This is a genomic window from Pseudotamlana agarivorans (assembly GCF_018860245.1).
Taxonomy (GTDB): Bacteria; Bacteroidota; Bacteroidia; order Flavobacteriales; family Flavobacteriaceae; genus Pseudotamlana; species Pseudotamlana agarivorans_A.
The window spans coordinates 461,501-487,723 of record NZ_JAHKPD010000018.1; the positions used below are offsets into that span (position 1 = coordinate 461,501).

General features: G+C 32.6%; 28 protein-coding genes and 1 tRNA gene. 15 read left to right on the forward strand and 14 right to left on the reverse strand.

Annotated elements, in window-relative coordinates:
• Positions 1-13: 13 nt before the first annotated feature.
• The 3 genes from KO493_RS12975 to KO493_RS12985 form a co-directional block, all read right to left on the reverse strand.
• A complete protein-coding gene (locus KO493_RS12975; protein ID WP_216068396.1) occupies positions 14-1,027 on the reverse strand; it encodes a COX15/CtaA family protein in 1,014 nt (337 codons plus the stop codon).
• Positions 1,028-1,242: 215 nt separating this feature from the next.
• Positions 1,243-2,664, reverse strand: coding sequence for a CCA tRNA nucleotidyltransferase (locus KO493_RS12980; RefSeq protein WP_216068397.1), 1,422 nt, complete (start codon positions 2,662-2,664; stop codon positions 1,243-1,245).
• Between the two features lie 122 nt (positions 2,665-2,786).
• Positions 2,787-3,347, reverse strand: coding sequence for an L-threonylcarbamoyladenylate synthase (locus KO493_RS12985; protein WP_216068398.1), 561 nt, complete (start codon positions 3,345-3,347; stop codon positions 2,787-2,789).
• Between the two features lie 485 nt (positions 3,348-3,832).
• On the opposite strand from KO493_RS12985, the gene KO493_RS12990 reads away from it, so the two are divergent.
• From KO493_RS12990 to KO493_RS13005, 4 genes are all read left to right on the forward strand, one after another.
• Entirely contained in the window at positions 3,833-4,675 is an 843-nt protein-coding gene (locus KO493_RS12990; protein WP_216068399.1) for a hypothetical protein, read from the forward strand.
• 162 nt (positions 4,676-4,837) lie between these two features.
• Complete coding sequence (locus KO493_RS12995; protein ID WP_216068400.1) at positions 4,838-5,713, forward strand: polysaccharide pyruvyl transferase family protein; 876 nt, start codon at positions 4,838-4,840, stop codon at positions 5,711-5,713.
• Between the two features lie 20 nt (positions 5,714-5,733).
• Positions 5,734-6,957 (forward strand): glycosyltransferase, encoded by a 1,224-nt coding sequence (locus KO493_RS13000; protein WP_216068401.1) that lies wholly within the window; start codon positions 5,734-5,736, stop codon positions 6,955-6,957.
• Positions 6,958-7,022: 65 nt separating this feature from the next.
• Positions 7,023-7,787, forward strand: coding sequence for a Kdo domain containing protein (locus tag KO493_RS13005; RefSeq protein WP_216068402.1), 765 nt, complete (start codon positions 7,023-7,025; stop codon positions 7,785-7,787).
• Here KO493_RS13005 and KO493_RS13010 read toward each other — a convergent pair.
• Both KO493_RS13010 and KO493_RS13015 read right to left on the reverse strand, forming a co-directional pair.
• Positions 7,776-8,525 carry a glycosyltransferase family 2 protein gene (locus KO493_RS13010; RefSeq protein WP_216068403.1) on the reverse strand — a complete coding sequence of 250 codons (750 nt, stop codon included), beginning with the start codon at positions 8,523-8,525 and terminating at the stop codon, positions 7,776-7,778. The genes KO493_RS13005 and KO493_RS13010 overlap by 12 nt on opposite strands.
• A 53-nt stretch (positions 8,526-8,578) precedes the next feature.
• The gene (locus KO493_RS13015) at positions 8,579-9,532 is read right to left on the reverse strand and encodes a hypothetical protein (protein ID WP_216068404.1); all 954 of its coding nucleotides are present in this window, start codon (positions 9,530-9,532) and stop codon (positions 8,579-8,581) included.
• Positions 9,533-9,642: 110 nt separating this feature from the next.
• Here KO493_RS13015 and KO493_RS13020 point away from each other — a divergent pair, with 110 nt between their 5' ends.
• Positions 9,643-10,398 carry a glycosyltransferase family 2 protein gene (locus tag KO493_RS13020; RefSeq protein WP_216068516.1) on the forward strand — a complete coding sequence of 252 codons (756 nt, stop codon included), beginning with the start codon at positions 9,643-9,645 and terminating at the stop codon, positions 10,396-10,398.
• Between the two features lie 69 nt (positions 10,399-10,467).
• On the opposite strand, the gene KO493_RS13025 is transcribed toward KO493_RS13020, so the two are convergent.
• Positions 10,468-11,283: a 2,3,4,5-tetrahydropyridine-2,6-dicarboxylate N-succinyltransferase gene (locus KO493_RS13025; protein WP_216068405.1), complete on the reverse strand. Its 816-nt coding sequence runs from the start codon at positions 11,281-11,283 to the stop codon at positions 10,468-10,470.
• 324 nt (positions 11,284-11,607) lie between these two features.
• On the opposite strand from KO493_RS13025, the gene KO493_RS13030 reads away from it, so the two are divergent.
• From KO493_RS13030 to KO493_RS13050, 5 genes are all read left to right on the forward strand, one after another.
• On the forward strand, positions 11,608-11,904 hold the full coding sequence (locus tag KO493_RS13030; protein WP_216068406.1) for a hypothetical protein: 297 nt from the start codon (positions 11,608-11,610) through the stop codon (positions 11,902-11,904).
• A 96-nt stretch (positions 11,905-12,000) separates the two neighbouring features.
• Positions 12,001-12,411: a Holliday junction resolvase RuvX gene (gene ruvX / locus KO493_RS13035; RefSeq protein WP_216068407.1), complete on the forward strand. Its 411-nt coding sequence runs from the start codon at positions 12,001-12,003 to the stop codon at positions 12,409-12,411.
• A 121-nt stretch (positions 12,412-12,532) separates the two neighbouring features.
• The gene (def, locus tag KO493_RS13040) at positions 12,533-13,123 is read left to right on the forward strand and encodes a peptide deformylase (protein ID WP_216068408.1); all 591 of its coding nucleotides are present in this window, start codon (positions 12,533-12,535) and stop codon (positions 13,121-13,123) included.
• A gap of 54 nt (positions 13,124-13,177) precedes the next feature.
• Positions 13,178-13,606 (forward strand): DUF5606 family protein, encoded by a 429-nt coding sequence (locus KO493_RS13045; RefSeq protein WP_216068409.1) that lies wholly within the window; start codon positions 13,178-13,180, stop codon positions 13,604-13,606.
• A 198-nt stretch (positions 13,607-13,804) separates the two neighbouring features.
• The gene (locus tag KO493_RS13050) at positions 13,805-14,278 is read left to right on the forward strand and encodes a TlpA family protein disulfide reductase (RefSeq protein ID WP_252723229.1); all 474 of its coding nucleotides are present in this window, start codon (positions 13,805-13,807) and stop codon (positions 14,276-14,278) included.
• A 29-nt stretch (positions 14,279-14,307) separates the two neighbouring features.
• On the opposite strand, the gene KO493_RS13055 is transcribed toward KO493_RS13050, so the two are convergent.
• From KO493_RS13055 to KO493_RS13070, 4 genes are all read right to left on the reverse strand, one after another.
• Positions 14,308-14,393 (reverse strand) — tRNA-Leu (locus KO493_RS13055).
• 173 nt (positions 14,394-14,566) lie between these two features.
• Positions 14,567-15,169: a tRNA (guanine-N1)-methyltransferase gene (locus KO493_RS13060; RefSeq protein WP_216068411.1), complete on the reverse strand. Its 603-nt coding sequence runs from the start codon at positions 15,167-15,169 to the stop codon at positions 14,567-14,569.
• Positions 15,170-15,309: 140 nt separating this feature from the next.
• A complete protein-coding gene (locus KO493_RS13065; RefSeq protein ID WP_216068412.1) occupies positions 15,310-16,758 on the reverse strand; it encodes a glyceraldehyde-3-phosphate dehydrogenase in 1,449 nt (482 codons plus the stop codon).
• A gap of 133 nt (positions 16,759-16,891) precedes the next feature.
• Positions 16,892-18,295, reverse strand: a complete 1,404-nt coding sequence (locus KO493_RS13070) for a trypsin-like peptidase domain-containing protein (protein ID WP_216068413.1) — start codon at positions 18,293-18,295, stop codon at positions 16,892-16,894.
• A gap of 194 nt (positions 18,296-18,489) precedes the next feature.
• Between KO493_RS13070 and dapF the strand changes: the two genes are divergently transcribed.
• The 4 genes from dapF (at position 18,490) to KO493_RS13090 (ending at position 22,282) form a co-directional block, all read left to right on the forward strand.
• On the forward strand, positions 18,490-19,263 hold the full coding sequence (gene dapF, locus KO493_RS13075) for a diaminopimelate epimerase (protein ID WP_216068414.1): 774 nt from the start codon (positions 18,490-18,492) through the stop codon (positions 19,261-19,263).
• A complete protein-coding gene (locus KO493_RS13080) occupies positions 19,260-19,784 on the forward strand; it encodes a GNAT family N-acetyltransferase (protein ID WP_216068415.1) in 525 nt (174 codons plus the stop codon). The genes dapF and KO493_RS13080 overlap by 4 nt, the downstream gene beginning before the upstream one ends.
• Entirely contained in the window at positions 19,785-20,828 is a 1,044-nt protein-coding gene (mltG, locus tag KO493_RS13085) for an endolytic transglycosylase MltG (RefSeq protein ID WP_216068416.1), read from the forward strand.
• A 797-nt stretch (positions 20,829-21,625) separates the two neighbouring features.
• Complete coding sequence (locus KO493_RS13090; RefSeq protein ID WP_216068417.1) at positions 21,626-22,282, forward strand: peptidoglycan-binding protein LysM; 657 nt, start codon at positions 21,626-21,628, stop codon at positions 22,280-22,282.
• Positions 22,283-22,291: 9 nt separating this feature from the next.
• Here KO493_RS13090 and KO493_RS13095 read toward each other — a convergent pair whose 3' ends face one another.
• The 3 genes from KO493_RS13095 to dnaA form a co-directional block, all read right to left on the reverse strand.
• Positions 22,292-23,002, reverse strand: a complete 711-nt coding sequence (locus KO493_RS13095; protein ID WP_216068418.1) for an SAM-dependent methyltransferase — start codon at positions 23,000-23,002, stop codon at positions 22,292-22,294.
• Positions 23,003-23,116: 114 nt separating this feature from the next.
• On the reverse strand, positions 23,117-23,575 hold the full coding sequence (locus KO493_RS13100; protein ID WP_252723230.1) for a low molecular weight protein-tyrosine-phosphatase: 459 nt from the start codon (positions 23,573-23,575) through the stop codon (positions 23,117-23,119).
• A 12-nt stretch (positions 23,576-23,587) separates the two neighbouring features.
• A complete protein-coding gene (dnaA, locus tag KO493_RS13105) occupies positions 23,588-25,015 on the reverse strand; it encodes a chromosomal replication initiator protein DnaA (RefSeq protein WP_216068419.1) in 1,428 nt (475 codons plus the stop codon).
• 190 nt (positions 25,016-25,205) lie between these two features.
• On the opposite strand from dnaA, the gene KO493_RS13110 reads away from it, so the two are divergent.
• On the forward strand, positions 25,206-25,613 hold the full coding sequence (locus tag KO493_RS13110) for an acyl-CoA thioesterase (protein ID WP_216068518.1): 408 nt from the start codon (positions 25,206-25,208) through the stop codon (positions 25,611-25,613).
• Here KO493_RS13110 and KO493_RS13115 read toward each other — a convergent pair.
• Complete coding sequence (locus tag KO493_RS13115; RefSeq protein WP_216068420.1) at positions 25,606-26,214, reverse strand: IMPACT family protein; 609 nt, start codon at positions 26,212-26,214, stop codon at positions 25,606-25,608. The genes KO493_RS13110 and KO493_RS13115 overlap by 8 nt on opposite strands.
• Between the last annotated feature and the right edge of the window lie 9 nt (positions 26,215-26,223).

Genomic DNA, 26,223 nt, shown 5'->3' on the forward strand with positions numbered 1-26,223 from the left:
TATGTTATTTAAACTATTTGGTAAAACGATGTAATGTAAATGTCATACTTGTTAATAAGAAAAATGCACCCACTTGATGCGCAACACCTAACCATAATGGCACTTGATAAATAAGCGTTAAAACCCCTAAAGTAAACTGTAAAAAAACTAAAAGGACTAGAGCGTTTACGCCTTGTTCTTGTAGAGGTGTTAAGCTGTACTTTTTAGATTTCTTCCATATCATAAAGATGAAAACAACTACGATATAAGCCAGTATACGATGAACAAACTGAATGCCGCTAGGGTTTTCAATAAGGTTCTTATAGAAGGGCTCTAGAACATAAACGGTAAAGTGTATGAACTTCCCATCATTCATTAATGGCCAATGGTTGTGTAGTAAACCAGCTTTTAATCCGGCGATAAAAGCACCATATATAATTTGAATGATTAGTATAATGTACCCCCAAATAATAAGACTCCTCATGGGCTTATTGGCAGGTTTTATATTGGGGTATTTTAAATCTAAAGCGACCCAAAGGGTGGCAGCAAATGTTAGAAAAGCCGTAACTAAATGTGCTGCTAATCTATAATGACTAACATCAGGCATGTCGACAAGTCCACTTTTAACCATATACCAGCCTAGGAAGCCTTGAAAAGCGCCTAGTCCAAGTAATACTATGCATTTTTTTATGGTACTTATTGAAAGTTGCTTCCGAATTAAAAAATAAATAAACGGAATAATAAATACTAAACCAATAGAACGCCCAATAACACGGTGTAGCCACTCCCAAAAGTAAATGCTTTTAAAATCTTCAATATCGAAATGATTATTATAGGCATTAAATTCGGGGTGCTGTTTGTATAAGTCGAAGGCTTCTTGCCATTCTTGATCGCCTATTGGCGGAATGGTTCCTGTAATTAATCTGTAATTTGAAATGGATAAACCGGAATCTGTTAGCCGTGTAATTCCGCCAATCACTACCATTATGAAGATTAGGAAACAGCCAGTTAATAGCCAATAAATAACGTTTTTGTTGTCTTTTTTCATCGTTGTTATTCCTTGGGGAAAAGGGACTTTATAATTGAACTTTTATTTTTCTAATTAGTTCTAAGCACAGCTTGTCTAGTCGAGACCTTGTTACGTCATGTTAGCTCAATTCTCTTCTCGACTCCGCTCGAATACCGTTATACACAACAATAGAAACGGTGTTCGAGCGGAGTCGAGAACATTTTCTAAGTGCTGCCTTTACTCAAAATCAAATCCTAACTTTCAACAGCAGTCAAACCCAACTTTTTACCTTTTTCTAACATTAATTGATAAGCGGCTTCGTATTCGTTAGGTATTTCACCCTCTAAAATAGCTTCTTTGATCGCTTCTTTAATAATACCTATTTCTCTTGATGGTTTTAAGTTAAAAGTGGCAATAATTTCTTCACCTGAAATTGGTGGTTGAAAATTACGTACATGATCACGTGCTTCAACTTCAACAATTTTATCGCGAACAATTTTAAAGTTATTATGGTATTTGTTGAATTTTTTCGGATTCTTAGTTGTAATATCCGCCTCACAAAGTGTCATTAAATCTTCTACATAATCACCAGCATCGAAAACTAATCGACGTACTGCAGAATCGGTAACGATGTCTTGAGCCAAAACGATTGGACGAGAACTCATGAAAACCATTTTTTGAACAAACTTCATTTTGTCATTCAAAGGCATTTTTAAACGTTTGAATAAACGGTAGACCATTTTAGAGCCTTCAAATTCATGAGCGTGAAAAGTCCACCCTACTTTTTTACTGAATTTTTTCGTTGGTGCTTTTCCAATATCATGTAATAAAGCAGCCCAACGTAACCAGAGGTTATCGGTGTTTTTGGCGATATTATCTACCACTTCTAAAGTGTGATAGAAATTATCTTTATGGCGTTGTCCTTCAACTTCATCAATACCTTTTAAAGCGGTGATTTCAGGAAGAATATATTTTAAAAGGCCTGTTTGTTCTAACAGCAAAAAGCCTATTGATGGTTTTTCAGTTCCAAGAATCTTATTGATTTCTGTAATAATACGCTCGTTCGTAATAATTTTGATACGCGCGCTATTTCTTGAAATAGCATCAAGGGATTGCTTTTCAATAGTGAAATGTAATTGGGTAGCAAATCGAATAGCGCGTAACATACGCAGTGGATCATCGCTATAGGTAATATCTGGATCTAAAGGGGTGCGAATGATTTTATCATCTAAATCTTGAATACCATTAAACGGGTCTAATAAATTTCCATAACTAGTGGTACTTAAGTTTAGAGCTAGAGCGTTTATGGTGAAATCTCGACGGTTTTGATCATCTGCTAGAGAGCCGTTTTCTACAGCGGGGTTTCTGCTATCTTCGGTGTAAGATTCTTTTCTTGCGCCTACAAATTCAATTTCAATATCATCATAGCGCAGCATAGCCGTTCCATAAGTTTTAAAAACTTGAATTTTAGGTTTGTTATGCAAATTTTTAGCCACCTGTTTGGCAAGTTTGATACCGTCACCTATGGCCACCACATCAATGTCTTTTGCTGTGCCTCTTTTTAAAATAAAATCGCGAACGAAACCTCCAATAACATAAGCATCTAATGCGAGTTCTTCTGCCGATTGAGAAATGATTTTAAAAACGGGATGTTGTAATGCTTCTTTGTAATTCATATTTTACCGCAAATTCGCAAATTACAAGCCATTATAAATGAATTTTTAATAGTAAATATTTTAGATCTAATCCTCAATAGTCAATATTAAATAGTTAATAATCAATGTAAATTACGGTTATACTATTCGCGAATAATCTTCACAATACCACTATTACTCAACTTGATAATTGATGAAGGTTTAGCGCAGATTTTTTCGTGGTGCAAATTTACAACATAGTCTACACCTTTTAAAATGGCTGGAGCTATTTCTTTATAAGATTTTGGGGTGGGCTGGCCACTAATGTTTGCAGAAGTCGAGACCAGTGCGCCGTTTAATTTTCTTGAAAGCTGAAAGCAAAATTCATCATCAGGGATTCTAATGGCAATCGTACCATCTTCAGCAATTAAATTTTGGGCTAAATTTTGAGCGTCATCATAAATTATAGTAGTCGGTTTATCGGTAACTTCTAAAATATTTAAAGCAGCAAAAGGCATTTGTTTTACATGTTTTTTTAGCATTCTATCGTCGGCAACTAAACAAATTAATGCTTTACTGTCTACACGATTTTTTAGGTGATAAACTTTTTTTACGGCTTCAGGGTTTGAAGCATCACAACCAATTCCCCAAACGGTATCGGTAGGGTAGAGTATGAGTCCGCCGGCTTTCAAAACTTCTACGGCATTTTTAATTTCTTTATGCATGATTTTAGCTTATGATGATTTTAATTAATTGATACAGTAGTTTTTGTGATGTATTTTATTGAACGTTTTTAAAATAGTCTTCTAAAGTTGCCTTTAGGAATAGTAATCTCTAAAATTAATGCAAAAATATTATTTGGGTTATAAAAATCATAGGTTTAATGTTTGTATTTGCAGGAAGGTATTTTTGGTAAACGGAAATATGGTGCCTTGAGAACCGTTAAAAATAAACTTTAGTATGGTTCGTTGATTTTTTTTCATAATATGATAAATCCGTTTGATTCTTATTAATTCTTGTCGATTATTTTTAATGAGTTTTTAGCAAGACTGATACAAGTCCGTTTTTTTGTTTTATAATATATGGCAAGATTATGGAGCTCATTTTTTTTTGTTTATACCTGAATTAATTTCAATTTATTAGGTGTTAACAGAATTTTAACAAGGTTTTTTTGTTATATTTAAGAACATTGAACTTAAATATTATAATTATGAACACAAAAAAATTATGTGCTCTTGTGGCATTTTTTATTTTAAACACGGTGCTTGTTTTTGGACAAGATAACGCCTATGAACTTAGAGAAGCTATAGGTATGAGAGGAAGTTCTTCTGATAACTATTTTGAAGGTAAAGGGTACCACTTAGAAAAGGTAAACAAATCTACTGCAGGAATCTATCAAAACTGGTGGAGTAGCAGTAAAAGAAAGTGTATTACTGTACGTATAGAAGATGGTAAGGTAAGATCAGTAGTGAATTCAAAAGGCGATTGTGGAGCTGTAGAGTCCAGTAGTTATCGTCATTCTAACAATTCTTACCATTCTTCTTATGATAATGATGACATCCGATTATCAAGTTTAAGCGGCATGTCTGAAGCTAGAGCATCTTCTGAATTACAAGATAAGGGATATAGAGTTAAGAAACAATATGGCTCTTCTGTACTTTCTATGTATTGGTATAAAGAAAGAGGTGATAAATGTTTATTAATGTTAGTTAAAAATGATAGAGTAACATCGGTTACTAAAACTTCTTCTAAATTATGTGAAGGTGGTTCTAGTTCATCAAATAATTATAACTCGAATAGAAGAGGTGATTATAGTTATGAATCCAATAGACATTATTACTCAGGAAATAAAGAGTATAGAGATTTACGTGGATGGGATGCATTAAGAGCTTACTCAGAACTTGAGCGTCGTGGTTTTTATCAAGAAAAAGAGCATCAAGATGATGGTAAAACATTCAGACTTTGGAAAGATCGTATTACAGATCAATGCATAAAAACGATTAGTGAAGATGAAAAAATTACTGAGATTTTCGCATCTGAACATTGCCATTAAATAAATGATTGAAATAGGTCATGTTTTAATGATGTAAAACATTCAAAAAGAGGCTGTCTGAAAAGACAGCTTTTTTTATGAATTCTTAAAATATAATTTTGTAGTACATGGTTTTATCGATGCTGTTTTTTTATCTTACCTTTGATAAATTAAACAAAATGGATGAAATTAGTTTATTATAAATCTGAACATGGAAACTTTGGCGATGATTTAAATCTATGGATGTGGCCACAAATTTTTGGTAAAGATTTTTTAAAAAATAATCAAGACATCGCTTTTTTTGGAATCGGTTCCATACTAATTGAAAATTCAGTTTTTATAGAACAAGCCAATTCTTGTAAAAATAAGATTGTTTTTGGTACCGGAGTACGTTCTATAAATGAAAACATAAAAATTGATGATTCTTGGCACATTTTATTTCTGCGTGGGCCGTATAGTTCTTTAAAACTTAAAGGCGATTTGGATCATTATATTGCAGATGCAGCCTATTTTTTAACCTTATTACCCCAGTATAAATCGTATTTAAATACCCCTAAAAAGTATAAAACGAGTTTTATACCGTATTTTGAGTCGGTTGATAAAATGGATTGGCAAAAAATTTGTGATGATTTAGCATGGAATTTAATATTACCAACAGAAATTACGAGTGTTGAAGATTTCATTTTAGAAGTAGCAGCCAGTGAACAAGTTATTAGTGAAGCTATGCATGGAGCCATGATTGCCGATATTGTTCGTGTGCCTTGGGTTCGGTTTCGTTTTTATTCGCATTTGCATGAAGGCACAGTGGTTTCTGAATGGAAATGGAACGATTGGTTGCTATCCATTGGTTTTTCAGAAAATGTAGAACTAAATGCAGGAGTAAGAAATAAGCAAAAAATTAGTAGACTCGTTAAGAAAAGAAAACACAAGGCTAGAATTTACTCAGAAGCTAAGGCGATTAATGATTCAACGTTTAGGTTATCTTCAGATGAAACATTAAATACAATTATAAGGAAGTTAAAATCTAAAAAAGAGGCTTTAATACGTTTCATTGATTAAATTTCAAAAGAAAAACAAATATGTTTAAAGCAATAAAACTGGTTTTAAGAAACCACTTGTTGAAACTTTATCTTCGAAAACAGCATGTTTTTTTCGATTTCAATACCATGGATTGTAAGGAAAATTGTATTCTAATAATTGACAGTCATATTCCAAAATTTAATGAAGATTCAGGTTCTAAAAGGTTATTACAACTTATTAAATTAATGTTGAAAAATGATTTTTCTGTTTTTTTAATGGCCGATCAAGAAGAGTATAAATATAAAAGCAGTTATATTGAAACTTTTAAATCCTTAGGAGTTCATGTGTATGAACCAGCTCTTGATAAAAATGGAGATTTAATTACAAGAGCCATATTTATTGAAAAAATAGCACCGAAGTTAAATTATGCTTGGTTGCATAGACCTGAAAATTTTGAACTTTTTCATGAGATTATTAGGGATTTAAATAAGGAAGTAACCTTGATTTATGATATGGTCGATTTTCATTATTTGAGATTTATTCGCGAATGGGAATTGAAGAAAACAGATAAACTTAAAACAAAAGCGGCTAATATTTTAGAATTAGAATTAGGTAATTGTAAGGCTGCAGATAAAATAATTGTGATTTCTGAAAAGGACAAAAGTTCGCTACAAAATTTTTATAAGGACAAGTCAAAAATGGTTACCATTGGTAATTTGCATCAATTTAAAGTTCGGACTGATGCGTTTAAGGGTTTTTCAGAACGAAAAAATTTACTTTTTATAGGCGGATTTAAGCATAAGCCAAACGTAGATGCTGTATTATGGCTGAAAAATGAAATAATGCCATTGGTTTGGGCGGTTAATAAAGATATTAAAGTAGACATTGTTGGAAGTAGTGCGCCACAAAAAATTTTAAATTTGCATTCTGAAAATTTTAATATTGTTGGTTTCGTTGAAGATATTTCAGAGTATTTCAATTCGGCAAGAATATTTATTGCTCCGTTACGCTATGGTGCTGGAATTAAAGGTAAAATTGGTCAGAGTTTTGAGTTTAGTTTGCCTGTTGTAACTACAGATGTTGGCGCAGAAGGTTTTGATTTTACACCTTTTTCGGATGAAATGACAGCAAATTCAGCAGAATTGTTAGCTTCAAAAATAATTAAACTTTATGAGGATCCTATTTTATGGGATGCTATTAGTCATCTTTCGGAAAAATTTATAGAGCCGTTTTCAGAACAATATATAGAAAGTCAATTAAAAACAGTTTTAGATATTACATAGCGAATTTTATTGCTAACCTTTTTTATGACGATAAATAAAATAAAACTAATTGTAATTTTTATAGGATGAATTTCAGGATTAATGAGGGGTTTCAAGGGGTTGAAAAAACTTTAACAAACTATATTAATAATTTTGACACTTTAGGTGAAGCTTTTGGAAACCAAGAAAGAAACGCATTAAAATTATTTAGTTTAAACGGAAAAACGATTAATGTAAAATCGTTTAAAATTCCTAATATTATAAATCAAGTCACCTATAAATTTTTCAGAAAAAGTAAGGCGCAACGGTCTTTTGAATATGCTATTAAACTACTAGAAAATGGTATTGGAACACCTATGCCTATTGCATATTATGAGTTTAAAACGCTGCTGCTTTTTAAAAAGAGCTATTATTTGAGTGCCCATCAAGATTACGATTTCACATATCGAGAATTAACATTCGATTTTAATATTCCAAATTACGAATCCATATTAAGGGCATTTACGCGGTTTACATATAAACTACATGAAAATGGCATTCACTTCTTAGATCATTCTCCTGGAAATACCTTAATTCAATTAAATGGCGGCGATTACAAGTTTTATTTGGTAGATTTAAATCGAATGGAATTTGGAGGTTTAGATTTTCAAACACGTATAAAAAATTTCGCTAGACTAAGCACCCATAAATCTATGGTAGAAATTATGAGTGATGAATATGCAAAATGTTCTGGTGAAAATTATGATAAAATATTTCAGTTAATGTGGAAAGAAACTGAAGACTTTCAGGATAAATATAATCGAAAAAGACGTTTAAAAAAGAAATTAAAATTCTGGAAATCAGTCGATTAATTTTTTTAGTTTTTGATACCTGTAATACACGCCATAAGCGCTTAAATAACAAATATCAAAACCTTCTTTTCCATCTAACAAACCAAGTCTAAATATATAATTGGTTATAAATTTAATACCTGGCCTTAAATAAAAATGGTAAAAATTAGGCCTCTTACCTTTATTAAATAGCTCTAGAGCCTTTAAGTTAGCATAATGTTCCATTTTAGATTTATAATGCGCAGCACTATCAAAGCAATAATGCAGCATATTATTTTTTAAAAGTGAACTTTCTCCTTCTATTAGAGGCATTTCATGTACGATTTTATCTTCAATGTATTTGACTTTATCTTTTTTGAAAAGTCTGTATGTGGTATCTGTTTGAAAACCACTAAAACGGATGCGTTTTTTCTTAAAGAAAAATAGGCGTTTTACCATAAACGCCACGGCATTTTTGGGTTGGTTTATGGTTTCTAATATTTCGAATTTTAATTTATTTGTAATACGCTCATCGGCATCAATAAATAATACCCAATCGTTATTGGCTTGTTGTAGCGCGAAATTTCGTTGATCTGCAAAATTTTTGAATTCCCGCTGAATGGTTTTTACATTTTTTAGGGACGCTAATGTTTCATATGTTCCATCGGTGCTAAATGAATCAATAACAATAATTTCATCTGCAAAACCAATGTTTTTTATAACATCTTCAATGTGATTTATTTCATTAAAAGTGATAAGTAATGCTGAAATTTTATTCATTTATATCCTTAATTTTTTTTTCGTTTTGTAACTGGTGAATTGTTTTCTCGTGTTTAAAACAGTTCCTTAAAAACCGATTGTACCCAAAAATCTAACGTGTATTTGTTGTAAATATGTTTTGGAATGGGATTATAAGGCGATTGAAAAAAAGATTCTGGTATTTCTAAATTTTTTTCATCGATGATTAAAATATTTTGTGGGTCATAAAAATCATAATTTGCAATTTCAGAGTTGTTTGTAATTATTTTTTTATGCAATCCCATAGCTTCAAAAACACGAAACGTTAAGCCGCGATGCTTCTTTATCAACCCTAAATCAAGCATGCAAATAGAGGTGTTTAGAAGTTTTTTAACATCATCAAAAGGCATAGGTTTTTTAATAATTTCAACGAGATTGGTGTTTATTTTTTTGGCCGTTTTTACTATTATTTTATAGCTTTTATTTCTGCTTTTTAATATGGACGCTATTTTTAATAAAACGGGAAGGCGCTTTCTATCGTAGCTCGTAATATTAAACAAGCAATACTTGTCATGGTTTAATGCTTCAGAATATTCCGTGGTATCATAAATAAAATTTGTAATTGATATGAAGCCATATTTTTTACAGTCGTTAGGTTCAAAACTATAAACCTCATTAAAATATTTTAAAGGTTTTAATTGCTTAGGGTAGCGATTAATACCATCATATAAATATGTTTTTAAGATCGAAGTTTTTGCTTTTAAATATTTTATAGTGGATACTGAAAGTTGGTCTGGGCGAAGGACTAAAATAGTATCGAATTTAGAATCTCCTAGTTTATTTATGATAAAATCTTCACGGAAATTAAACTTAAGATCCTTGGAGATGTTTTTTAGAAATACATTTTGAAGGCGTTGTCCAGTATTTTGATACTTGAACCTAGGGATGTTAATATGGGTAACCTGAATGTTTTGGTTTAAACTTAAATTTTCAGCTATTTTTTCGGTATAGCCCATAAAATCGGGGCCGATAATCAAAGCCTTTTTCATAGTATTTACTTTTCGGAAAATTTTTTAACAGTGCTAAAATACAATCTATTCTGTTAAACTAAATGGAAGGTCGTAAATTTGTATTTTTGAACAAATTTATAAACGCAACTATGGCCATTAGCGGATTAGTAATTACATATAATGAGGAAAAAAATATTGAAAAATGTATTAAGGCTTTATTTAAGGTATGTGATGAAGTGATTGTTGTGGATTCATTGAGTGCAGACAATACCGTTGAAATAGCAAAGAAGCAAGGCGCTAAAGTGATTTCCCAGGCATTTCTGGGTGATGGTCCGCAACGAAGTCATGGATTGCCTTACTGTAAAAATGACTGGATTTTAAATTTGGACGCCGATGAGTTTTTAGATACGGATGCCGAGAAGTTTATTTTAGATGGTAAATTTTTGGATGGTGGTTATGACGCTTTTTCATTTCGCGTTAGAAATTATTTAGGGGACGAATTAATAGATTTTTCAGGATGGTACCCCGATCATAAAGTACGTTTTTTTAACAAAAAAACCGCCGCACCTTCTGCTTCTAAGGTGCATCAAAAAATTATAACTACCCATGAGAAAAAAGTGAATGTCCATATTTTGCACTATGGATGGGATTCTTTAGAGCAAATTGTAGCTAAAAAAAATCAATATTCCACTTGGCATGCCAATCAATTATATAATCAAGGGAAAAGGGTTAGTGCTATGAAGCCTATTTTAAATGGAACCGTTGCTTTTGTAAGATGTTACTTTTTTAAGCGTGGAGTTTTTAACGGCATTGATGGGGTAACTATAGCTTTAATTCAAGCGTTTTTCTCCTATATGAAATATGCAAAACTTTTAAAATTACAGCGTATAAAAAGCAAGAGGTAGAAACTTTTTAAGTTCTACCTCTTGTGAATCTTTAGGATGTAATCCTTAGATATTTTATTTTCAAATGAATTAAACCGCTACACTATGCTCGCGAAGGGCATCGTTAAGCGACGTTTTTTTGTTTGTACTTTCTTTACGTTTTCCAATAATTAAAGCACAAGGTACATTGTAAGTTCCAGAAGGGAATTCTTTAGCATAACTTCCTGGGATTACCACAGAACGAGCCGGTACAACACCTTTGTATTCAACGGGTTTATCACCTGTTACATCTATAATTTTAGTGCTCATTGTTAAAGTAACTCCGGCACCTAAAACAGCTTCAGTTTCAACGCGAACACCTTCAACAACAATACATCTACTTCCAATAAAAGCATTATCTTCAATAATAACTGGAGCGGCTTGTAATGGCTCTAAAACACCACCAATACCAACACCACCAGATAAATGTACATTTTTACCAATTTGAGCACAACTCCCAACGGTAGCCCATGTGTCAACCATAGTACCTTCATCAACATAAGCACCAATGTTAACATAACTAGGCATCAAAATAGTACCAGCAGAAATGTAAGCACCATGTCTAGCAACAGCATGAGGTACTACACGAATACCTTTTTCAGCATAACCTGTTTTTAAAGGAATTTTATCATGAAATTCTAAAGGACCACATTCAATAGTTTCCATTTTTTGAATTGGGAAATATAAAACAACTCCTTTTTTTACCCATTCGTTAACTTGCCATCCACCTTCTATAGGTTCTGCTACTCGTAATTCTCCTGCGTCTAATAAATCGACAACTTTTCTTATTGCCGTGATTGTTTTTTCGTCACTTAAAAGCGCTCTGTCATTCCAAGCGTTTTCTATGATTTGTTGTAATTCTGTCATTGCTATAATTATTTTGAGCAAATATACTAGCTATCATTTAAAAATAGGGAAGGATTTTAGCAAATTAATATCCATTCCTTTACTAAGAATATATTTATTTGGATCACCTATTTGTTAAGGTGGTCGTGTTTTCAAAACGAGAAAATATTTATTTAAGAAAAAATTAGTATATTTACTTCGATAATCGATATAATTAGCTGTTTGTCGATTTTTGAATTGAATAATAGCAATCTTTCAAGCTCTCATAATACAGTTAACAACATATTTTTTACATTTAGAGCTGGCAGGAAGCTTAATACTAACTAACCCTTTAATTAGAAACAGATGAAAATTAATTTTTACTTCATTTTAATATTTTTATTTTTTGGATCCGTAGTTAATGCACAAAGCACAGATGTTCCTTCAAAAGCTGAAACCACCGCACTATATACCGAAGGAAAAAATTCATTATCTATGGTTAATGAGCTTACGGAAAATAAAATAGTGATGTTAGATGAATTAGACATTAAGATGAGTATAGCACGTTTAGAAAGTGATATAAAACTTTATTATAAACGTCAGAAAAAGATAAGTAATATTAGTCTTGTATTTCCAAAAATGAATTTAGAAGCATTGGCTTAAATCCATTAGATTAAAATATAATATTATAAACTGAAGAAAAGGCTGCTCAATTGAGTAGCCTTTCTTTTTATATCTTATTTTTGCAAAAAGAAAATTATGGGGCGTATTTTAGCATTAGATTTTGGAACAAAAAGAACAGGGATAGCCGTAACCGATGCGTTACAAATTATTGCCTCTGGGTTAACGACGGTAAGTACCAAAGAGTTGTTGTTATTCCTTAAAGACTATACCCAAAAAGAAGATGTTGAATTGTTTTTAGTAGGAGAGCCAAAACAAATGGATAATACCGCTTCAGAAAGTGAGGCTTATATTATTCCGTTTATTGCCAAATTAGAGAAGGCCTTTCCTAAGATCCCTATTAAGCGTGTTGATGAGCGTTTTACTTCCAAAATGGCTTTCCAAACCATGATTGATAGTGGGTTAAAAAAGAAACAAAGGCAAAACAAAGCCCTAATTGATGAAATAAGTGCCACTATTATTTTGCAAGATTATCTACACTCTAAATAATATCAATAAAATTTGGGGCGTTTTTGCCCTTTTTTAGAGAATTCTTTTTGAATAAATCCTGTTAAATGCAAAACATAATTAATAAGAGTTGTATTTTTGCAAACCTTAATAAAAACACAGCATGATTTTACCTATTGTAGCCTATGGCGACCCTGTTTTAAAAAAGAAAGCAACAGATATCACTAAAGATTATCCGAAGTTCGATGATCTTTTAGTTAACATGTTTGAAACCATGTACAATGCTTATGGTGTTGGTTTAGCGGCACCTCAAATAGGATTACCTATACGATTATTTATAATTGATACAACACCTTTTTCTGAAGATGATGATTTATCTGAAGCGGATAAAGAAGCCTTAAACGGATTTAGACGTGTGTTTATAAATGCTAAAATTATTGAGGAAACCGGCGATGAATGGGCTTTTAATGAAGGATGTTTAAGTATTCCAGATGTTAGGGAAGATGTTTTCAGAAAACCAAATATTGTCATGGAGTATTTAGATGAAAATTTTGAACCACAAAAAGAATCATTTGATGGCTTGGTTGCTCGTGTAATTCAGCATGAATACGATCATATCGATGGTGTGTTATTCACAGATAAACTGTCTAGTTTAAAGAAAAAGTTAATAAAGGGAAAGCTTACAAATATCTCTAAAGGGAAGATAAATGTAGATTATAGAATGCGTTTTCCTGATCAAAAAAAGAAACGATAATTTTTGCAAACCATCATTAAACATTTGATATTTGCGACCTTTAAAAAGTAATATATGAGTTTAGAAAAAGTTATATCAATTTCGGGAAAACCAGGATTGTATAAATTAGTAACACAAACACGTGGTGGTTTTGTTGCGGAGTCTTTAATCGATAACAAACGTATTTCTGTAAGTGTACAGAATAATGTAAGTGTATTAAGTGAAATTGCTATTTATACCCTGACGGAAGAAGTGCCACTAGTACAGGTTCTTGAGAATATAAGAGTGAAGGAAAATGGCGAACAAACTTCAGTAAAAGCTAAAGATAGTAAAGATAAGCTTGAAGAATATTTCTTCGGAATTTTACCAGATTACGATGAAGATCGCGTATATGCTAGCGATATTAAGAAGGTGATACAATGGTATAATTTACTTCAAAAACATAACCTTTTAGAAGGTTTAGTTGATGCTGATGAAGCTAAAACTGCTGAAGAAGAAGAATAAAATTGGTCATATAATTTATAAAAAACCTCCTATTTGGGAGGTTTTTTTATGCACATTCACTACTTTGAGTTGTTGCTCTAACATACCAATTTTTCTATAAAAGGAATGAAATCAAATTTGAATATAAAAAATATACTCTTTGTAGTGGTTATAGTTTTACTAATTATACCCCAAACACGGCAGCCAATTCAAATTTGGTTGAATAAGGGTTTAGCGCTTTTTAGTCCGTCGGTAACAGCAAAAAAAGACCAACAAGTAATAAAAGACTACAATTGGATATTAAAATCAAAAACCGGTCATCTTATTAACTTAGAAGACAGTAAAGGTCAGGTTGTTTTTATTAACTTTTGGGGTACTTGGTGTCCACCTTGTATTGCCGAAATGCCAAGCATGCAAGCTCTTTACAAAGATTATAAGGACAAGGTTGAATTTGTATTTATCTCCGATGAAGATCATTCGCTAAGCAATACTTTCTTAAAAGAGAAAGGATATACTTTTGAAACCTTTGTACCAAGAACGGCTTATCCTAAAATTTTTAATGTCACCAGTATTCCTAGAACTTTTTTAATAGATAAATCGGGCTATGTGATTATAGATAAAACAGGTGCTGCCAATTGGAATAGTAAAGCGGTAAGGAAAACTATAGATGAATTGTTGGCAGAAGACCTTTAGAAGGACCGATTTTGTTATTTAAATTAAAGTGCGCACGAGAAGATTCGAACTTCCACATCCTAAAACGGATACTGGCCCCTCAAGCCAGCGCGTCTACCAATTCCGCCACGTGCGCTTAATTTAGTGCGCAAATATACAGAAGTTTTAAATGTTGTTCTACAAGTTTTTAAGTTTTTGTAAAATTTTAAATCAATTAAATAAATATTAAAAAATAAAAAAGCTAAAACTTGAATGACGACACTCAGGTTTTAGCCTTTTCTATTTAATTCCTATAGTATTTTATAGCGATTATTTATGTTTATTTAATTCATCTTGAAGCTGGCGACGCACTTTTTGCTCACGTTCTAAAGCTGAACGGCGGTGTTCTTCAAATTCTTCCTCAATTTCAGCTAAATTTTTATTTGCTTCTTTGGTAACGGCGTTGCTATTATTGAATTTGTAAATGAAGAATAGTAGACATGCTAAAAGCCCTCCAACAATAGACCACATGAGAATATTGTAATTCCCTTTTCCCAGTTGTAACCCAAACAATGACATATTATCTTTTTCTATGTTGGTTTGATCTAGTTCTATTTGGGTGCTATTTAATTTTTCTTTTAAACTTGAAATTTCTCCTTCTTGGGTACTAACTACATTTTGAGTAGCTACTAAATCTTTCCTAACGGCGTTTAAAGAATCTAAAGTGTGTGATTTTAATGTGTATAACCAAGCTTTTTTTACAACTTTGTAATCTTGATATTTATTTGATTTCTGAATTACAAACTCAAATTGGCTGTCAATAGAACCGCTGTTTAAGGATAGTTTATCATTTTCAGTTTCTGTTTGGGAAAATGAATGGAATGATAAAAGACAGGTGAATACTATTAAAAGTGATGATTTGATGAGTTTCATTTTTGGCATGATGTTTTGTGATTTTTCTAATTTTTGCAATGTATAAAATAATGTTTACTATAAATAGTGAATACTTAAAAAGCCTCAACATGTGAGGCCGTTTTAAATACGAGTTAAAACACGATTTAGATTTTATTTTTTTAATAATATGTATAACGTCTAACCTTTGCAATATATTTAGCTAATCTAACAACCTGATGGCTATATCCATATTCATTATCGTACCAAATGTACAGAATGATATTTTTACCATCTTTTCTCACAATGGTGGCTTTACTATCATAAATAGATGGTGCCGAACAGCCTACAATATCACTAGAAACTAATTCATCACTAAGTTCATATTTTATTTGTTCGACCAAATCACCTTCTAAAGCATATTGTTTTAATAAGCTATTTACGTCTTCGAGAGAAGTTTTGTTTTCAATTTCTAAATTTAAGATCGCCAAAGAACCATTGGGAACAGGTACCCGAATGGCATTCGATGTTAATTTTCCTTCTAAACTGGGTAAAGCTTTGGCAACAGCACTTCCTGCCCCCGTTTCGGTAATAACCATGTTTAATGCAGCGGCACGACCACGACGGTACTTTTTATGAAAATTGTCCACGAGGTTTTGATCGTTTGTATAAGCGTGTATGGTTTCTAAATGACCGCTTTTTACAGTATACGAATCTTCAATTGCTTTTAGAATAGGAGTAATCGCATTAGTAGTACAGGATGCTGCCGAAAAAATATCAATATGATCAGGGTTGTATTCTTTGTGGTTTACACCATGAACGATATTTGGTACTTCTTTACCAGGAGCTGTTAATAAGACCTTATGGACGCCTTTGGCTTTTAAGTGATTGCTTAGACTATTTTTATCCCTAAATGCTCCCGTATTATCTATGACCAAGGCTTGATTTATATCGTATTTGGTATAATCGATATCTTCTGGATTATTTGCTGATACTATATGTACTGTAGTACCATTTATTATAAGTGCTTTATTTTCTATATCGATAGAAACGGTTCCTGGAAAATCACCATGAACCGAATCATTGCGTAATAAAGCAGCTCGTTTTTCTAATATTTTGGCGTCTATTATACCTCGCGTTACAATGGCTCTTAAACGTAACTGACTGCCTTTACCGGTGCGCATCATAAGTTCCCTGGCAACTAATCTTCCAATTCGACCAAACCCATACAACACAACATCTTTAGGTTCAATATTTCCATTTTTATGAGCATCTTTTAATTTTTCTGATATGAAAGCCTTGGCATTTTTGTAGTTGGCACTTTCAAAATGAAATTCGTAAGTGAGTTTACCAATATCTAATTTTGCCGGTGGAACATCGAGATTTTCGATGGCTTTTGCAATTTCAACCGTATTGAAAATTGAAATTGGTTTTTGAACAAATTTGCCTGCATATTCATGAAGGTTTAAAATCTGACTCACATTTCTGTCAATTAACTGATTTCTAAATAACACCAGTTCAATTGATTTATCGTACCAAAGGTCACTCACAATTTTAATAAATTCAACAGTTGCTTTTCTGCGGTCTGCCTGAAAAGCTAATTCCTTTTCGTAATTTTTATTAGAAGTCATATGTTTAATGATTGTGTTTGGTTGGTTTAATATACCTAGCAATTTTAAACGTTTTCCTAAAAAGGTATAACAAAAAAATAACCCTTCAAAATTTAGATTATTTTGAAGGGTTATGGCCTATAAAAGTTGCCGTTTATCTAAAATTAAACCGTTCTCGCTCACCATTTGTATTAATGAGTTCTATTCTTAATGACTCATGTGGCGTTCTTTGTTTTAAGATGGATTGCACATCGTCTACCGTGTTTACCTTGGTGTCATTTATAGTCGTGATGATACTACCTTCTGAAATCCCATTGTTTTTCCAATATTGTGCATATTCCCCGTTTAGCTGAATAATTTTAACGCCGTTTTTCAAGTTAAATGGTTTTAAATCTGATCGCGTTGCGTTTTTAATACGCCCAACTAAAGGCATGTTGAATGTGTCATTCTTTGCTAGTGTTACTGCAATGTTTTCAGTTGAACCATCTCTTAAAAGTTTTAAATTTACAACATCATCAGGACGTTTAGCACTTAAATGACCTGTAAGGTCTGAGAATTTAGAGACCTTAATATTATCAATTTCCTTAATAATATCACCTTCCTTAAGACCAGCTTTATCGGCTCCAGAACCTTCAACTACGCTATCAATATAAACCCCTTCTGTTTCGTTAACGCCTATTTTTTCGGCAATGGCACTGTTTAAAGCACCGCCTTGAATTCCTAGAATACCATTTTGAACATTTCCGTATTCTAAAATATCTTCAATTACCTTTCTAGCAATATTACTAGGTACCGCAAAGGAATAACCAATATAAGAACCTGTTTGTGATGAAATGGCGGTATTAATTCCAACTAATTCACCTTTTGTGTTAACTAAAGCTCCACCAGAATTTCCTGGGTTAACCGCCGCATCTGTTTGAATAAAGGATTGAGAACTTGTACCAGATAAATCTCTAGACTTGGCACTAATAATACCGGCCGTAACGGTAGAGGTTAAGTTAAATGGGTTACCAACAGCTAAAACCCATTCGCCAATTTTAACGTTGTCTGAATCGGCGAAAGTCACAAAAGGCAGCTCTTCATCGGCATTAATTTTTAAAAGCGCGATGTCATTTTTAGAATCGGCTCCTACTAATTCAGCCGTATAAGTTTTGTTGTTATTCATGGTTACCGAAAGTTCTTGCGCGTTCTTAATTACGTGGTTGTTCGTTATAATATAACCATCAGCATTAATAATAACTCCAGAACCAGTACCAACTTGAGTGCGTTGTGAGCTTCTTCCGTAGAAAAAATCTTGAAAAGTCATTTGTCCAGAACTTAAAGTTACATTTTTAACGTGTACTACAGCATTAACAGTGTTTTCCGCGGCAAGCGAAAAATCGGGAGCTTCGTATGGCCTGATGGTATTATTTACCTTTGTTGTAGGTAATAACACGGGTTGTGTTTCCGTGGTTGTAACTAAATTTGAATGGTTTTCTTCGATAAAAATTTTGTAAGCGCTTAAGGTAAAAATCCCACCTAAAGCTGAAACGAGTACCATTGATAAAATCTTCTTCATAATTTCGTTTAAGTATTATTTTAAATTTAATTGTAGAGGTAACACCTCTGTTTTTCAATGTTTTATTCTTTTTATTAGAAATGATATCTCTCTAATAGAGATTAAAATTAATTATTTATTGAATCTTCAATTCAACTTTAACTGCGATTTAACAATCAAAAAAACAGTATAAAATCATATCTTTGCGCCCTATTATGCAACAGACTTTTTATAAATACCAAGGAACAGGAAACGATTTTGTGATGATTGATAATCGTCAGCAAACATTCGACAAAAATAATACCAAACAAGTTGCTTTTTTATGTGACAGACGTTTTGGTGTAGGTGCAGACGGACTTATTTTATTAGAAAATCATCCCGATTATGACTTTAAAATGGTGTACTACAACGCCGATGGAAACGAAAGTTCGATGTGTGGGAATGGCGGACGTTGTTTAGTGGCCTTTGCTCAACAATTAGGTGTTATTACTAATAAAGCGGTTTTTGAGGCTATCGATGGCTTGCATCATGCAACTATTGAAAATGGTATCGTCAACCTACAAATGTTAGATGTTGATGTTGTTGAGAAATATGATAATCATGTTTTTTTAAATACAGGGTCGCCACATCACGTACAGTTTGAAGAAAATATTCAAGATTTTGATATAAAAACAAAGGGGGCTGGAATTCGTTATGGCGCACCCTATAATGAAGCAGGAACGAATGTAAACTTTGTTCAAAAAGTGTCTGACGACCTGTTTAGAGTTAGAACTTATGAGCGTGGTGTAGAAGATGAAACTTTATCTTGCGGAACAGGTGTTACGGCGGTAGCCATCGCCATGCACGCTACTGGAGAAACTCAAAGTAATAAAGTCAGTTTAAATGTAGAAGGTGGTAAACTTCAAGTGCGTTTTAATGTAGAAAACGGAACTTATAATGATGTTTGGTTAATTGGCCCTGCTACTTATGTTTTTGAAGGTAAGATATGATAACTTTAAAAGGTGATACCATTTATTTGAGGGCTTTAGAACCTGAAGATTTAGATTTTATCCATCAAGTGGAAAATGACGAAGCTATTTGGGAAATTAGCTGCACGCAAACACCTTATTCTAAGTTTCTTATTAAACAATATTTAGAAAACGCACATAAAGATATTTACGAGGTCAAGCAATTGCGACTGGTCATTTCAAATTATAGTGATGAAGCTATTGGGTTGATTGATTTGTTCGATTTCGATTTTAAAAATAAACGTGCCGGTGTTGGTATTTTAATTAAAACACCTAGCGATAGATTAAAAGGCTACGGCAACAAAGCTTTAGAATTGTTAATCGTTTATTGTTTTACACATTTAGATTTACATCAATTATATTGTAATATTTCAGAAGAAAACGAAGCTAGTATCAAATTGTTTTCCAATCATGGTTTTGAAAAAATCGGAATTAAAAAAGATTGGACTTTTGTGGGTGGCTCATTTAGAAACGAATATTTATTTCAACTTATTAATAATTAAATGTACATAAAAAAAATACTTCTTGTCATTGTTGGTTTAGGGCTTGTTGCCGCTGTTTTTTTTGCAAATTTTGTTTACAAAGCCATGTTGAAACCCAATACGGCTTTTAATAATGAATCGGCTTATATTTTTATACCTTCTGGTGCAACGTATCAAGATGTTCGCACACAATTAGAGCCTTTACTAATCGATATTGAATGCTTTGATGCTTTAGCAAAGCAAAAAAAATACGTTAGCAACATAAAAGCTGGTCGTTATGAGATTAGAAAAGGCATGAACAATAACGATATTATTAATTCTATTAGAAGCAAAAATTTACCAATACGTTTGTCTTTTAACAATCAAGAAAGTCTAGAAAAATTAGCAGGACGTGTTTCTGAGCAAATAGAAGCGGATAGCTTGTCTTTGTTAAAAGTGATGACAGATCCTACATTTTTAGATTCAAATTCATTTACTTCGGCTACAGCTTTGGGAATGTACGTTCCTAATAGTTATGAGTTCTTTTGGAATACTTCAGCCGAAGGCTTTAGAGATCGCATGCTGAAAGAATATAAGGCGTTTTGGAACCCAACACGGCTTAAAAAAGCAGCGGCGATGAAGTTAACTGTGAGCCAGGTAATTGCCTTAGCGTCTATTGTTCATGAAGAGTCTAAACAGGCACCTGAGCTCCCTCGAATTGCTGGTGTTTACATGAATAGAATTAAAGTAGGTATGCCTTTACAAGCAGATCCAACACTTAAATATGCTGCATATCAACTTCCAGAATACAAGAATACGGTCATAAAACGTGTCTTAAATGTGCATAAAGAAATTGATTCACCATACAATACTTATATACACCGTGGATTACCTCCGGGGTTAATTGCTATGCCGGATATTACGGCAATTGATGCTGTTTTAAACTTCGAAAAGCATGATTATTATTATTTTGTCGCAGATGCAAAACGTCTTGGTTTTCATAAATTCGGTAAAACTCTTGCTCAGCACAACAGAAATGCTGCTGAATATTGGCGTTACTTAAATTCTCAAAATATCAGGAAGTAACCTGAACCCTACATTCCGTTTTTTAAAATATTAAATACATCCATTTAATCTAGAATTACGTATAAGACTTTTACATAGGTAAAAATAATTTTATACGATTTAGAATTAAAGTTATTGTAATAAGGACCGTTTTTCTTTCGATATCATTTGTAAAAAACGGCATATAAGGCCATGCATATTTTTAAAATTCTTTTTAAGAAAAAAATCACACCCCAATTATTCGGGACACGTTATTTCCTTTTAAGGTTATTTCAGTTTTTACCTGGTAGGTTAGCGACATGATATGTCGCAAGAATTATTGGTGTATGGTCGTAAATTTATACCATATTTGAAGCTTAAAGTAGTTAAAAAAGCGTTTAATGGACTATTTTGTGGTTAAAAAAGCGCAAGATGGTATTTAAAAATCATGGTTTTTTCAAAGTATTTGTTGAAGAGGTTGATTTTTAAGACATGAACTATTTGTAACTATTTAGAAGAGACTTATTAAGCTTGCTAAATTTAATCTTGTTTGTTGGCATATGTTTTTGTTAATGTAAAACTTTGTTATATAAAGGTTTATAGTAAAATATATGAATTGATTTTAAGGTTAAGTGATTGTTTAAGTTTGAATTTAATGTATAAAATTAGCATATTTTAACGGTTAAATCTTAATAAAAATGTGTGTATTTCATCTATTGTTCAATAAAAACAAACACTTAAACGATTAATTTTGAAGTTATTAATAAAAAGCTTAATTTTGCGGGCTCAAATTTGAAGGGTGATTTTATATTAAAAACACATCGAAAAAATTTAAAATTATGGTAAAAAATATTGCAAGTATTGGAATTCTCGCACTTACAATATCAGCACTATTGTATTTTTCGTTTGGAACAAACGAAACTTTTGATTCGAGTAAATATTCTACAGAGGGGTTAGATTTAGATTATACGGTTAGTTTAGATGTTATAGATGAAAGTACGGCACCTGAAAAGTATAATGAGGAAATTTTCACACCATATTTAGGAAAATCTTTCGTAGGTTTTAAAGAAGCTTTAGCTTTTAAAGAATCACGAGGGAAATATTCGGTAGTGAATACTTATGGTTATATGGGTAAATACCAATTTGGTAAGAGCACATTAAAATTATTAGGGGTGCATAACTCAGATGATTTTTTAAGCAGTCCGAGATTACAGGAAAATGCTTTTATTGCGAATACATCACGAAATAAATGGGTTTTAAGACGTGATATCAAGAACTTTGTTGGAAAACGAGTAAATGGTATCTTAGTTACTGAATCTGGTATTTTAGCTGCTGCGCATTTAGCAGGTCCTGGTAGTGTGAAAAAATTCCTTAGAAGTTACGGTATCGATAACTTTTCTGATGGCTACGGTACTACTGTTGGTCATTACATGAAACGTTTTTCTGGTTACGATACGTCTTTTATTAAACCGGATAAAAAAGCAAAAGCGATCTAAAAAAAACGTTTAGTTTTTATGAATTATAAATATGGTAGGTCTTTTATGAAGGTCTATCATATTTTTTTTCCATTGCTTTGCAGTTTGTGTTTTTATAAATTCTGTAGGAAGTGTAATATCGCAAGCCACGCAAACATGCGTGTTGTTTTCTAGTATATTGGCTAGATCTTCAATCATTTTATTATTACGGTATGGTGTTTCAATAAATAACTGAGATTGGTTATGATCAAAAGATAGGCGTTCTAATCGTTTAAGTTCATTTTTACGTTCGCCTTTATCAATAGGAAGGTAGCCGTTAAATGCAAAACTTTGCCCGTTCATTCCAGAACTCATAATAGCCATTAATATAGAAGATGGTCCAACTAAAGGTACTACTTTTATGTTTTTATCATGGGCGATTTTAACAACATCGGCTCCAGGGTCGGCTACACCAGGGCAACCTGCTTCCGAGAGTAAACCTATCGTAACACCTTCTTCGCAGGGCTTTAAAAAACTAGGAAGTTCGCTAACATCGGTGTGTTTGTTAAGTAGAAATAGCTTTAATGAAGGTTGTGATTTTTCAGGACAGATTTTCTTAATAAATCGTCGTGCTGTTTTCTCGTTCTCTACAATAAATGTGTCCGTTTGCTCTATGATTTTTTTAACCGTTATCGGGAGTACTTCCATGGGGTCGTTTTCGCCTAAGGTTGTTGGGATTAGATAGAGTTTTCCGAGAGTCATTTTTTTTTTTTTTTAGTTAAGTGGTTAAGTGGTTAAGTGGTTAAGTGGTTAGGTAGTTAAGTAGTTACGTAGTTAAGTGGTTAAGGGGGGCTTCGCGAGCTCAGCGTTTAGGTGTTAATGTTTGTTTAAATCGTTTGCAATTTTTGTGCAGGCTTCCTCTAGTATATTATAAACATTTTGAAAACCATCGTCTCCGCCATAATAAGGGTCTGGGACGTCAAAATTTTCATTTGGGTAAACCTCGTTAAGGATAAATTTCACCTTGCTACGATCGTCATCGTTTCGTGCTAAATCTAATACATTTTGGTTGTTAGATGCATCCATTACATAAATGTAATCAAATCGATCAAAATCTGAAGCAACAAATTGTCTCCCTTTTAATTTTGAAATATTTAAACCGTGTTTTTTTGCTACAGCAATTGAACGTCTATCTGGGGCAGAGCCTATATGATAACTCGCAGTGCCTGCAGAATCTACAGTAAAATCTTCAGAAGGTAATTTTGACTTTAGGATACCTTCAGCTAGGGGAGAACGGCAAATGTTTCCCAAGCAAACCATCAATATATGAGTCATGATGAAAAAGTTTTAAACAGAAAGTTTTTTTGTAATGTCTTCAACATATTTCTTAAACTGTTTATCTGTTGAAGATAGATTGTCAACTGTTTTACAAGCATGTAAAACTGTAGCGTGATCTCTTTTTCCTATTTGAGATCCTATACTTGCTAACGATGCTTTAGTGTATTTCTTGGCAAAAAACATGGCTATTTGTCTAGCTTGTACAATATGACGTTTTCTAGTTTTGGATTGTAAAGTGTCTATATCCATTTGGAAATAATCGGAGACCACTTTTTGAATATAATCTATTGAAACTTCGCGCTTAGTGTTTTTTACAAACTTCTCTACAATGACACGGGCTAAATCTATAGTGATTTCTTTCTTGTTGAAAGACGATTGCGCAATTAAAGAAATAATAGCACCTTCTAATTCACGAACATTAGATTTTATATTTTTCGCGACATAATCAATAATATCTTCAGGCATTTCAACACCGTCACGATACAGTTTGTTTTTTAGAATTGAAACACGGGTTTCGAAATCTGGATTTTGTAATTCGGCAGAAAGACCCCATTTGAAGCGAGACAATAAACGCTGTTCAATGTCCTGCATGTCTACAGGTGCTTTGTCACTGGTTAAGATAACTTGTTTACCGTTTTGGTGTAAATGGTTAAATATATGGAAAAATACATCTTGAGTTCCTGTTTTTCCAGATAGGAATTGCACGTCGTCAATAATTAAAACATCAATGATTTGATAAAAGTGAATAAAATCATTTCTGTTATTCTTCTTTACCGCATCTATATATTGTTGTGTGAATTTTTCAGCAGAAATATATAAAACAGTCTTTTCTGGGTACTTGTCCTTAATATCTACACCAATAGCGTGTGCTAAGTGTGTTTTTCCTAAGCCAACACCTCCAAAAATTAATAAGGGATTAAATGATGTTCCTCCTGGTTTAGCTGCAACAGCTAATCCTGCACTACGTGCCAGTCGGTTAGAATCTCCTTCTAGGAAATTTTCAAAACTGTAATTCGGATTAAGTTGCGATTCAATCTTTACATTTCTAATACCTGGAATTACAAATGGATTGCGTAATTCTGGACTTTTATTGTTAAGTGGGATATCAACATTTTGCGATTTTACAGCAGAACGGTTTGAACTTGGAATTTTTTCTGTGAAAGGTTGCTTATTGCCGTAAGTGTTTTCCATTCTAATAATGTAAACCAATTTGGCTGTTTCTCCTAACTCCTTTGTGAGTGAAACTTTAAGGATTTTTACATAATGTTCTTCAAGCCATTCGTAAAAAAATTTACTTGGTACTTGAATACTTAACGCAGCGCCTGTTAACTTAACTGCAACAATTGGCTCAAACCATGTTTTGTATGCTTGCGGTTGGATGTTATCCTTTATAAATTCAAGACAGTTATTCCATACCGATTGCGCAGTTACACTCATTATTGTTAATTATAGGTTTTATTGTTAGTTAGAAATAAGCAAAGAGTGAACTCTTCGTGCCCTCTTTTATAGTGGGGCAAATATGTGAACAAAAATCTTAAAAAAAAAATGAAATGCTATTGAATATTTAGATTTTTTTCCTCATGTTTAACCTCTAGCCGAAGCTACAAAAAAATATCCAATTATGTTTATGAAATTCGATGAAATACAAATAAGAGTGCGATATGGAGAGACCGATCAGATGGGGGTTGTTTATCACGGGAATTATGCGTTATACCTTGAAATGGGGCGTATTGAGTGGCTTCGTAGGATTGGCGTGTCTTATAAGCAAATGGAAGAAGATGGGGTGATGCTTCCTGTAGTTTCAATGTCGTTAAACTATAAAAAATCAGCGGGTTATGATGATGTAATTAATGTTAAAACTCAACTAAAAAGGACGCCTTCTGTTAAGATTGAGTTTGACTATGAAATTACTAATGAAAAGGGTGAAATTTTAACAACGGCGAACACAATTTTAGTTTTTATCGATAAGAAAACAAATAAACCTACTAGGCCGCCAAAATATATTTTAGATGCTATTGCAGAGTTATCTAAATAGCTTTTATTTTTATCTCGTATAAGTTGTTAAAAATGTCAAATATTGTCTCAGCTTCTTTTTTTCTAATAGAAATGGTTATTTGGCAATCCAGTTCTAGTATCTGATTGGTAATATTTAATTTTTTCTCCTTGATAATACGCATTACCGTATTCATGTTTTTGTAATCGAAAGTGATGCGGTAATCAATATTAATGGTCTTTTTAATAATTTTTGAAGCCTCTAGAGTTAATTGTGCAGAAGTTCTGTAAGAACTTATTAATCCGCCAACACCTAATTTAACACCTCCAAAATAACGTACCACAACAATGAGGATGTTGGTTACATCAAAAGATTGTATTTGTCCGTAAATGGGCATTCCTGCAGAATTACTAGGTTCTCCATCATCATTAGCGCGATAAGAAATGGTTTCTGTTCCTAATTGGTAGGCGTAACACCAATGTCTTGCGGAATGATGATCCTTTTTTACTTCAATTAAGCAGTTTTTTACGTCTTCTTCTGTTTTAACAGGGAAAGCGAATCCGAAGAATTTACTGTTTTTTTCTTTAAACAATGTGGGTTCGGGAGACTTGGTAATGGTTTTGTATGTGTCGTTTTCTGTCAAAAAATAGCT

What these genes read in the sequence shown, in the direction of transcription:
- KO493_RS13025 (WP_216068405.1), bottom strand. Translation starts at nt 11,283, where the DNA reads ATGACAGAATTACAACAAATCATAGAAAACGCTTGGAATGACAGAGCG.
- KO493_RS13045 (WP_216068409.1), top strand. Translation starts at nt 13,178, where the DNA reads ATGAGTTTAGAAAAAGTTATATCAATTTCGGGAAAACCAGGATTGTAT.
- KO493_RS13110 (WP_216068518.1), top strand. Translation starts at nt 25,206, where the DNA reads ATGAAATTCGATGAAATACAAATAAGAGTGCGATATGGAGAGACCGAT.
- KO493_RS13060 (WP_216068411.1), bottom strand. Translation starts at nt 15,169, where the DNA reads ATGAAACTCATCAAATCATCACTTTTAATAGTATTCACCTGTCTTTTA.
- dnaA (WP_216068419.1), bottom strand. Translation starts at nt 25,015, where the DNA reads ATGAGTGTAACTGCGCAATCGGTATGGAATAACTGTCTTGAATTTATA.
- ruvX (WP_216068407.1), top strand. Translation starts at nt 12,001, where the DNA reads ATGGGGCGTATTTTAGCATTAGATTTTGGAACAAAAAGAACAGGGATA.
- def (WP_216068408.1), top strand. Translation starts at nt 12,533, where the DNA reads ATGATTTTACCTATTGTAGCCTATGGCGACCCTGTTTTAAAAAAGAAA.
- KO493_RS13020 (WP_216068516.1), top strand. Translation starts at nt 9,643, where the DNA reads ATGGCCATTAGCGGATTAGTAATTACATATAATGAGGAAAAAAATATT.
- mltG (WP_216068416.1), top strand. Translation starts at nt 19,785, where the DNA reads ATGTACATAAAAAAAATACTTCTTGTCATTGTTGGTTTAGGGCTTGTT.
- KO493_RS13065 (WP_216068412.1), bottom strand. Translation starts at nt 16,758, where the DNA reads ATGACTTCTAATAAAAATTACGAAAAGGAATTAGCTTTTCAGGCAGAC.
- dapF (WP_216068414.1), top strand. Translation starts at nt 18,490, where the DNA reads ATGCAACAGACTTTTTATAAATACCAAGGAACAGGAAACGATTTTGTG.
- KO493_RS13100 (WP_252723230.1), bottom strand. Translation starts at nt 23,575, where the DNA reads ATGACTCATATATTGATGGTTTGCTTGGGAAACATTTGCCGTTCTCCC.
- KO493_RS12985 (WP_216068398.1), bottom strand. Translation starts at nt 3,347, where the DNA reads ATGCATAAAGAAATTAAAAATGCCGTAGAAGTTTTGAAAGCCGGCGGA.
- KO493_RS12975 (WP_216068396.1), bottom strand. Translation starts at nt 1,027, where the DNA reads ATGAAAAAAGACAACAAAAACGTTATTTATTGGCTATTAACTGGCTGT.
- KO493_RS12980 (WP_216068397.1), bottom strand. Translation starts at nt 2,664, where the DNA reads ATGAATTACAAAGAAGCATTACAACATCCCGTTTTTAAAATCATTTCT.
- KO493_RS13080 (WP_216068415.1), top strand. Translation starts at nt 19,260, where the DNA reads ATGATAACTTTAAAAGGTGATACCATTTATTTGAGGGCTTTAGAACCT.
- KO493_RS12995 (WP_216068400.1), top strand. Translation starts at nt 4,838, where the DNA reads ATGAAATTAGTTTATTATAAATCTGAACATGGAAACTTTGGCGATGAT.
- KO493_RS13030 (WP_216068406.1), top strand. Translation starts at nt 11,608, where the DNA reads ATGAAAATTAATTTTTACTTCATTTTAATATTTTTATTTTTTGGATCC.
- KO493_RS13095 (WP_216068418.1), bottom strand. Translation starts at nt 23,002, where the DNA reads ATGACTCTCGGAAAACTCTATCTAATCCCAACAACCTTAGGCGAAAAC.
- KO493_RS13070 (WP_216068413.1), bottom strand. Translation starts at nt 18,295, where the DNA reads ATGAAGAAGATTTTATCAATGGTACTCGTTTCAGCTTTAGGTGGGATT.
- KO493_RS13015 (WP_216068404.1), bottom strand. Translation starts at nt 9,532, where the DNA reads ATGAAAAAGGCTTTGATTATCGGCCCCGATTTTATGGGCTATACCGAA.
- KO493_RS13000 (WP_216068401.1), top strand. Translation starts at nt 5,734, where the DNA reads ATGTTTAAAGCAATAAAACTGGTTTTAAGAAACCACTTGTTGAAACTT.
- KO493_RS13010 (WP_216068403.1), bottom strand. Translation starts at nt 8,525, where the DNA reads ATGAATAAAATTTCAGCATTACTTATCACTTTTAATGAAATAAATCAC.
- KO493_RS13005 (WP_216068402.1), top strand. Translation starts at nt 7,023, where the DNA reads ATGAATTTCAGGATTAATGAGGGGTTTCAAGGGGTTGAAAAAACTTTA.
- KO493_RS13090 (WP_216068417.1), top strand. Translation starts at nt 21,626, where the DNA reads ATGGTAAAAAATATTGCAAGTATTGGAATTCTCGCACTTACAATATCA.
- KO493_RS12990 (WP_216068399.1), top strand. Translation starts at nt 3,833, where the DNA reads ATGAACACAAAAAAATTATGTGCTCTTGTGGCATTTTTTATTTTAAAC.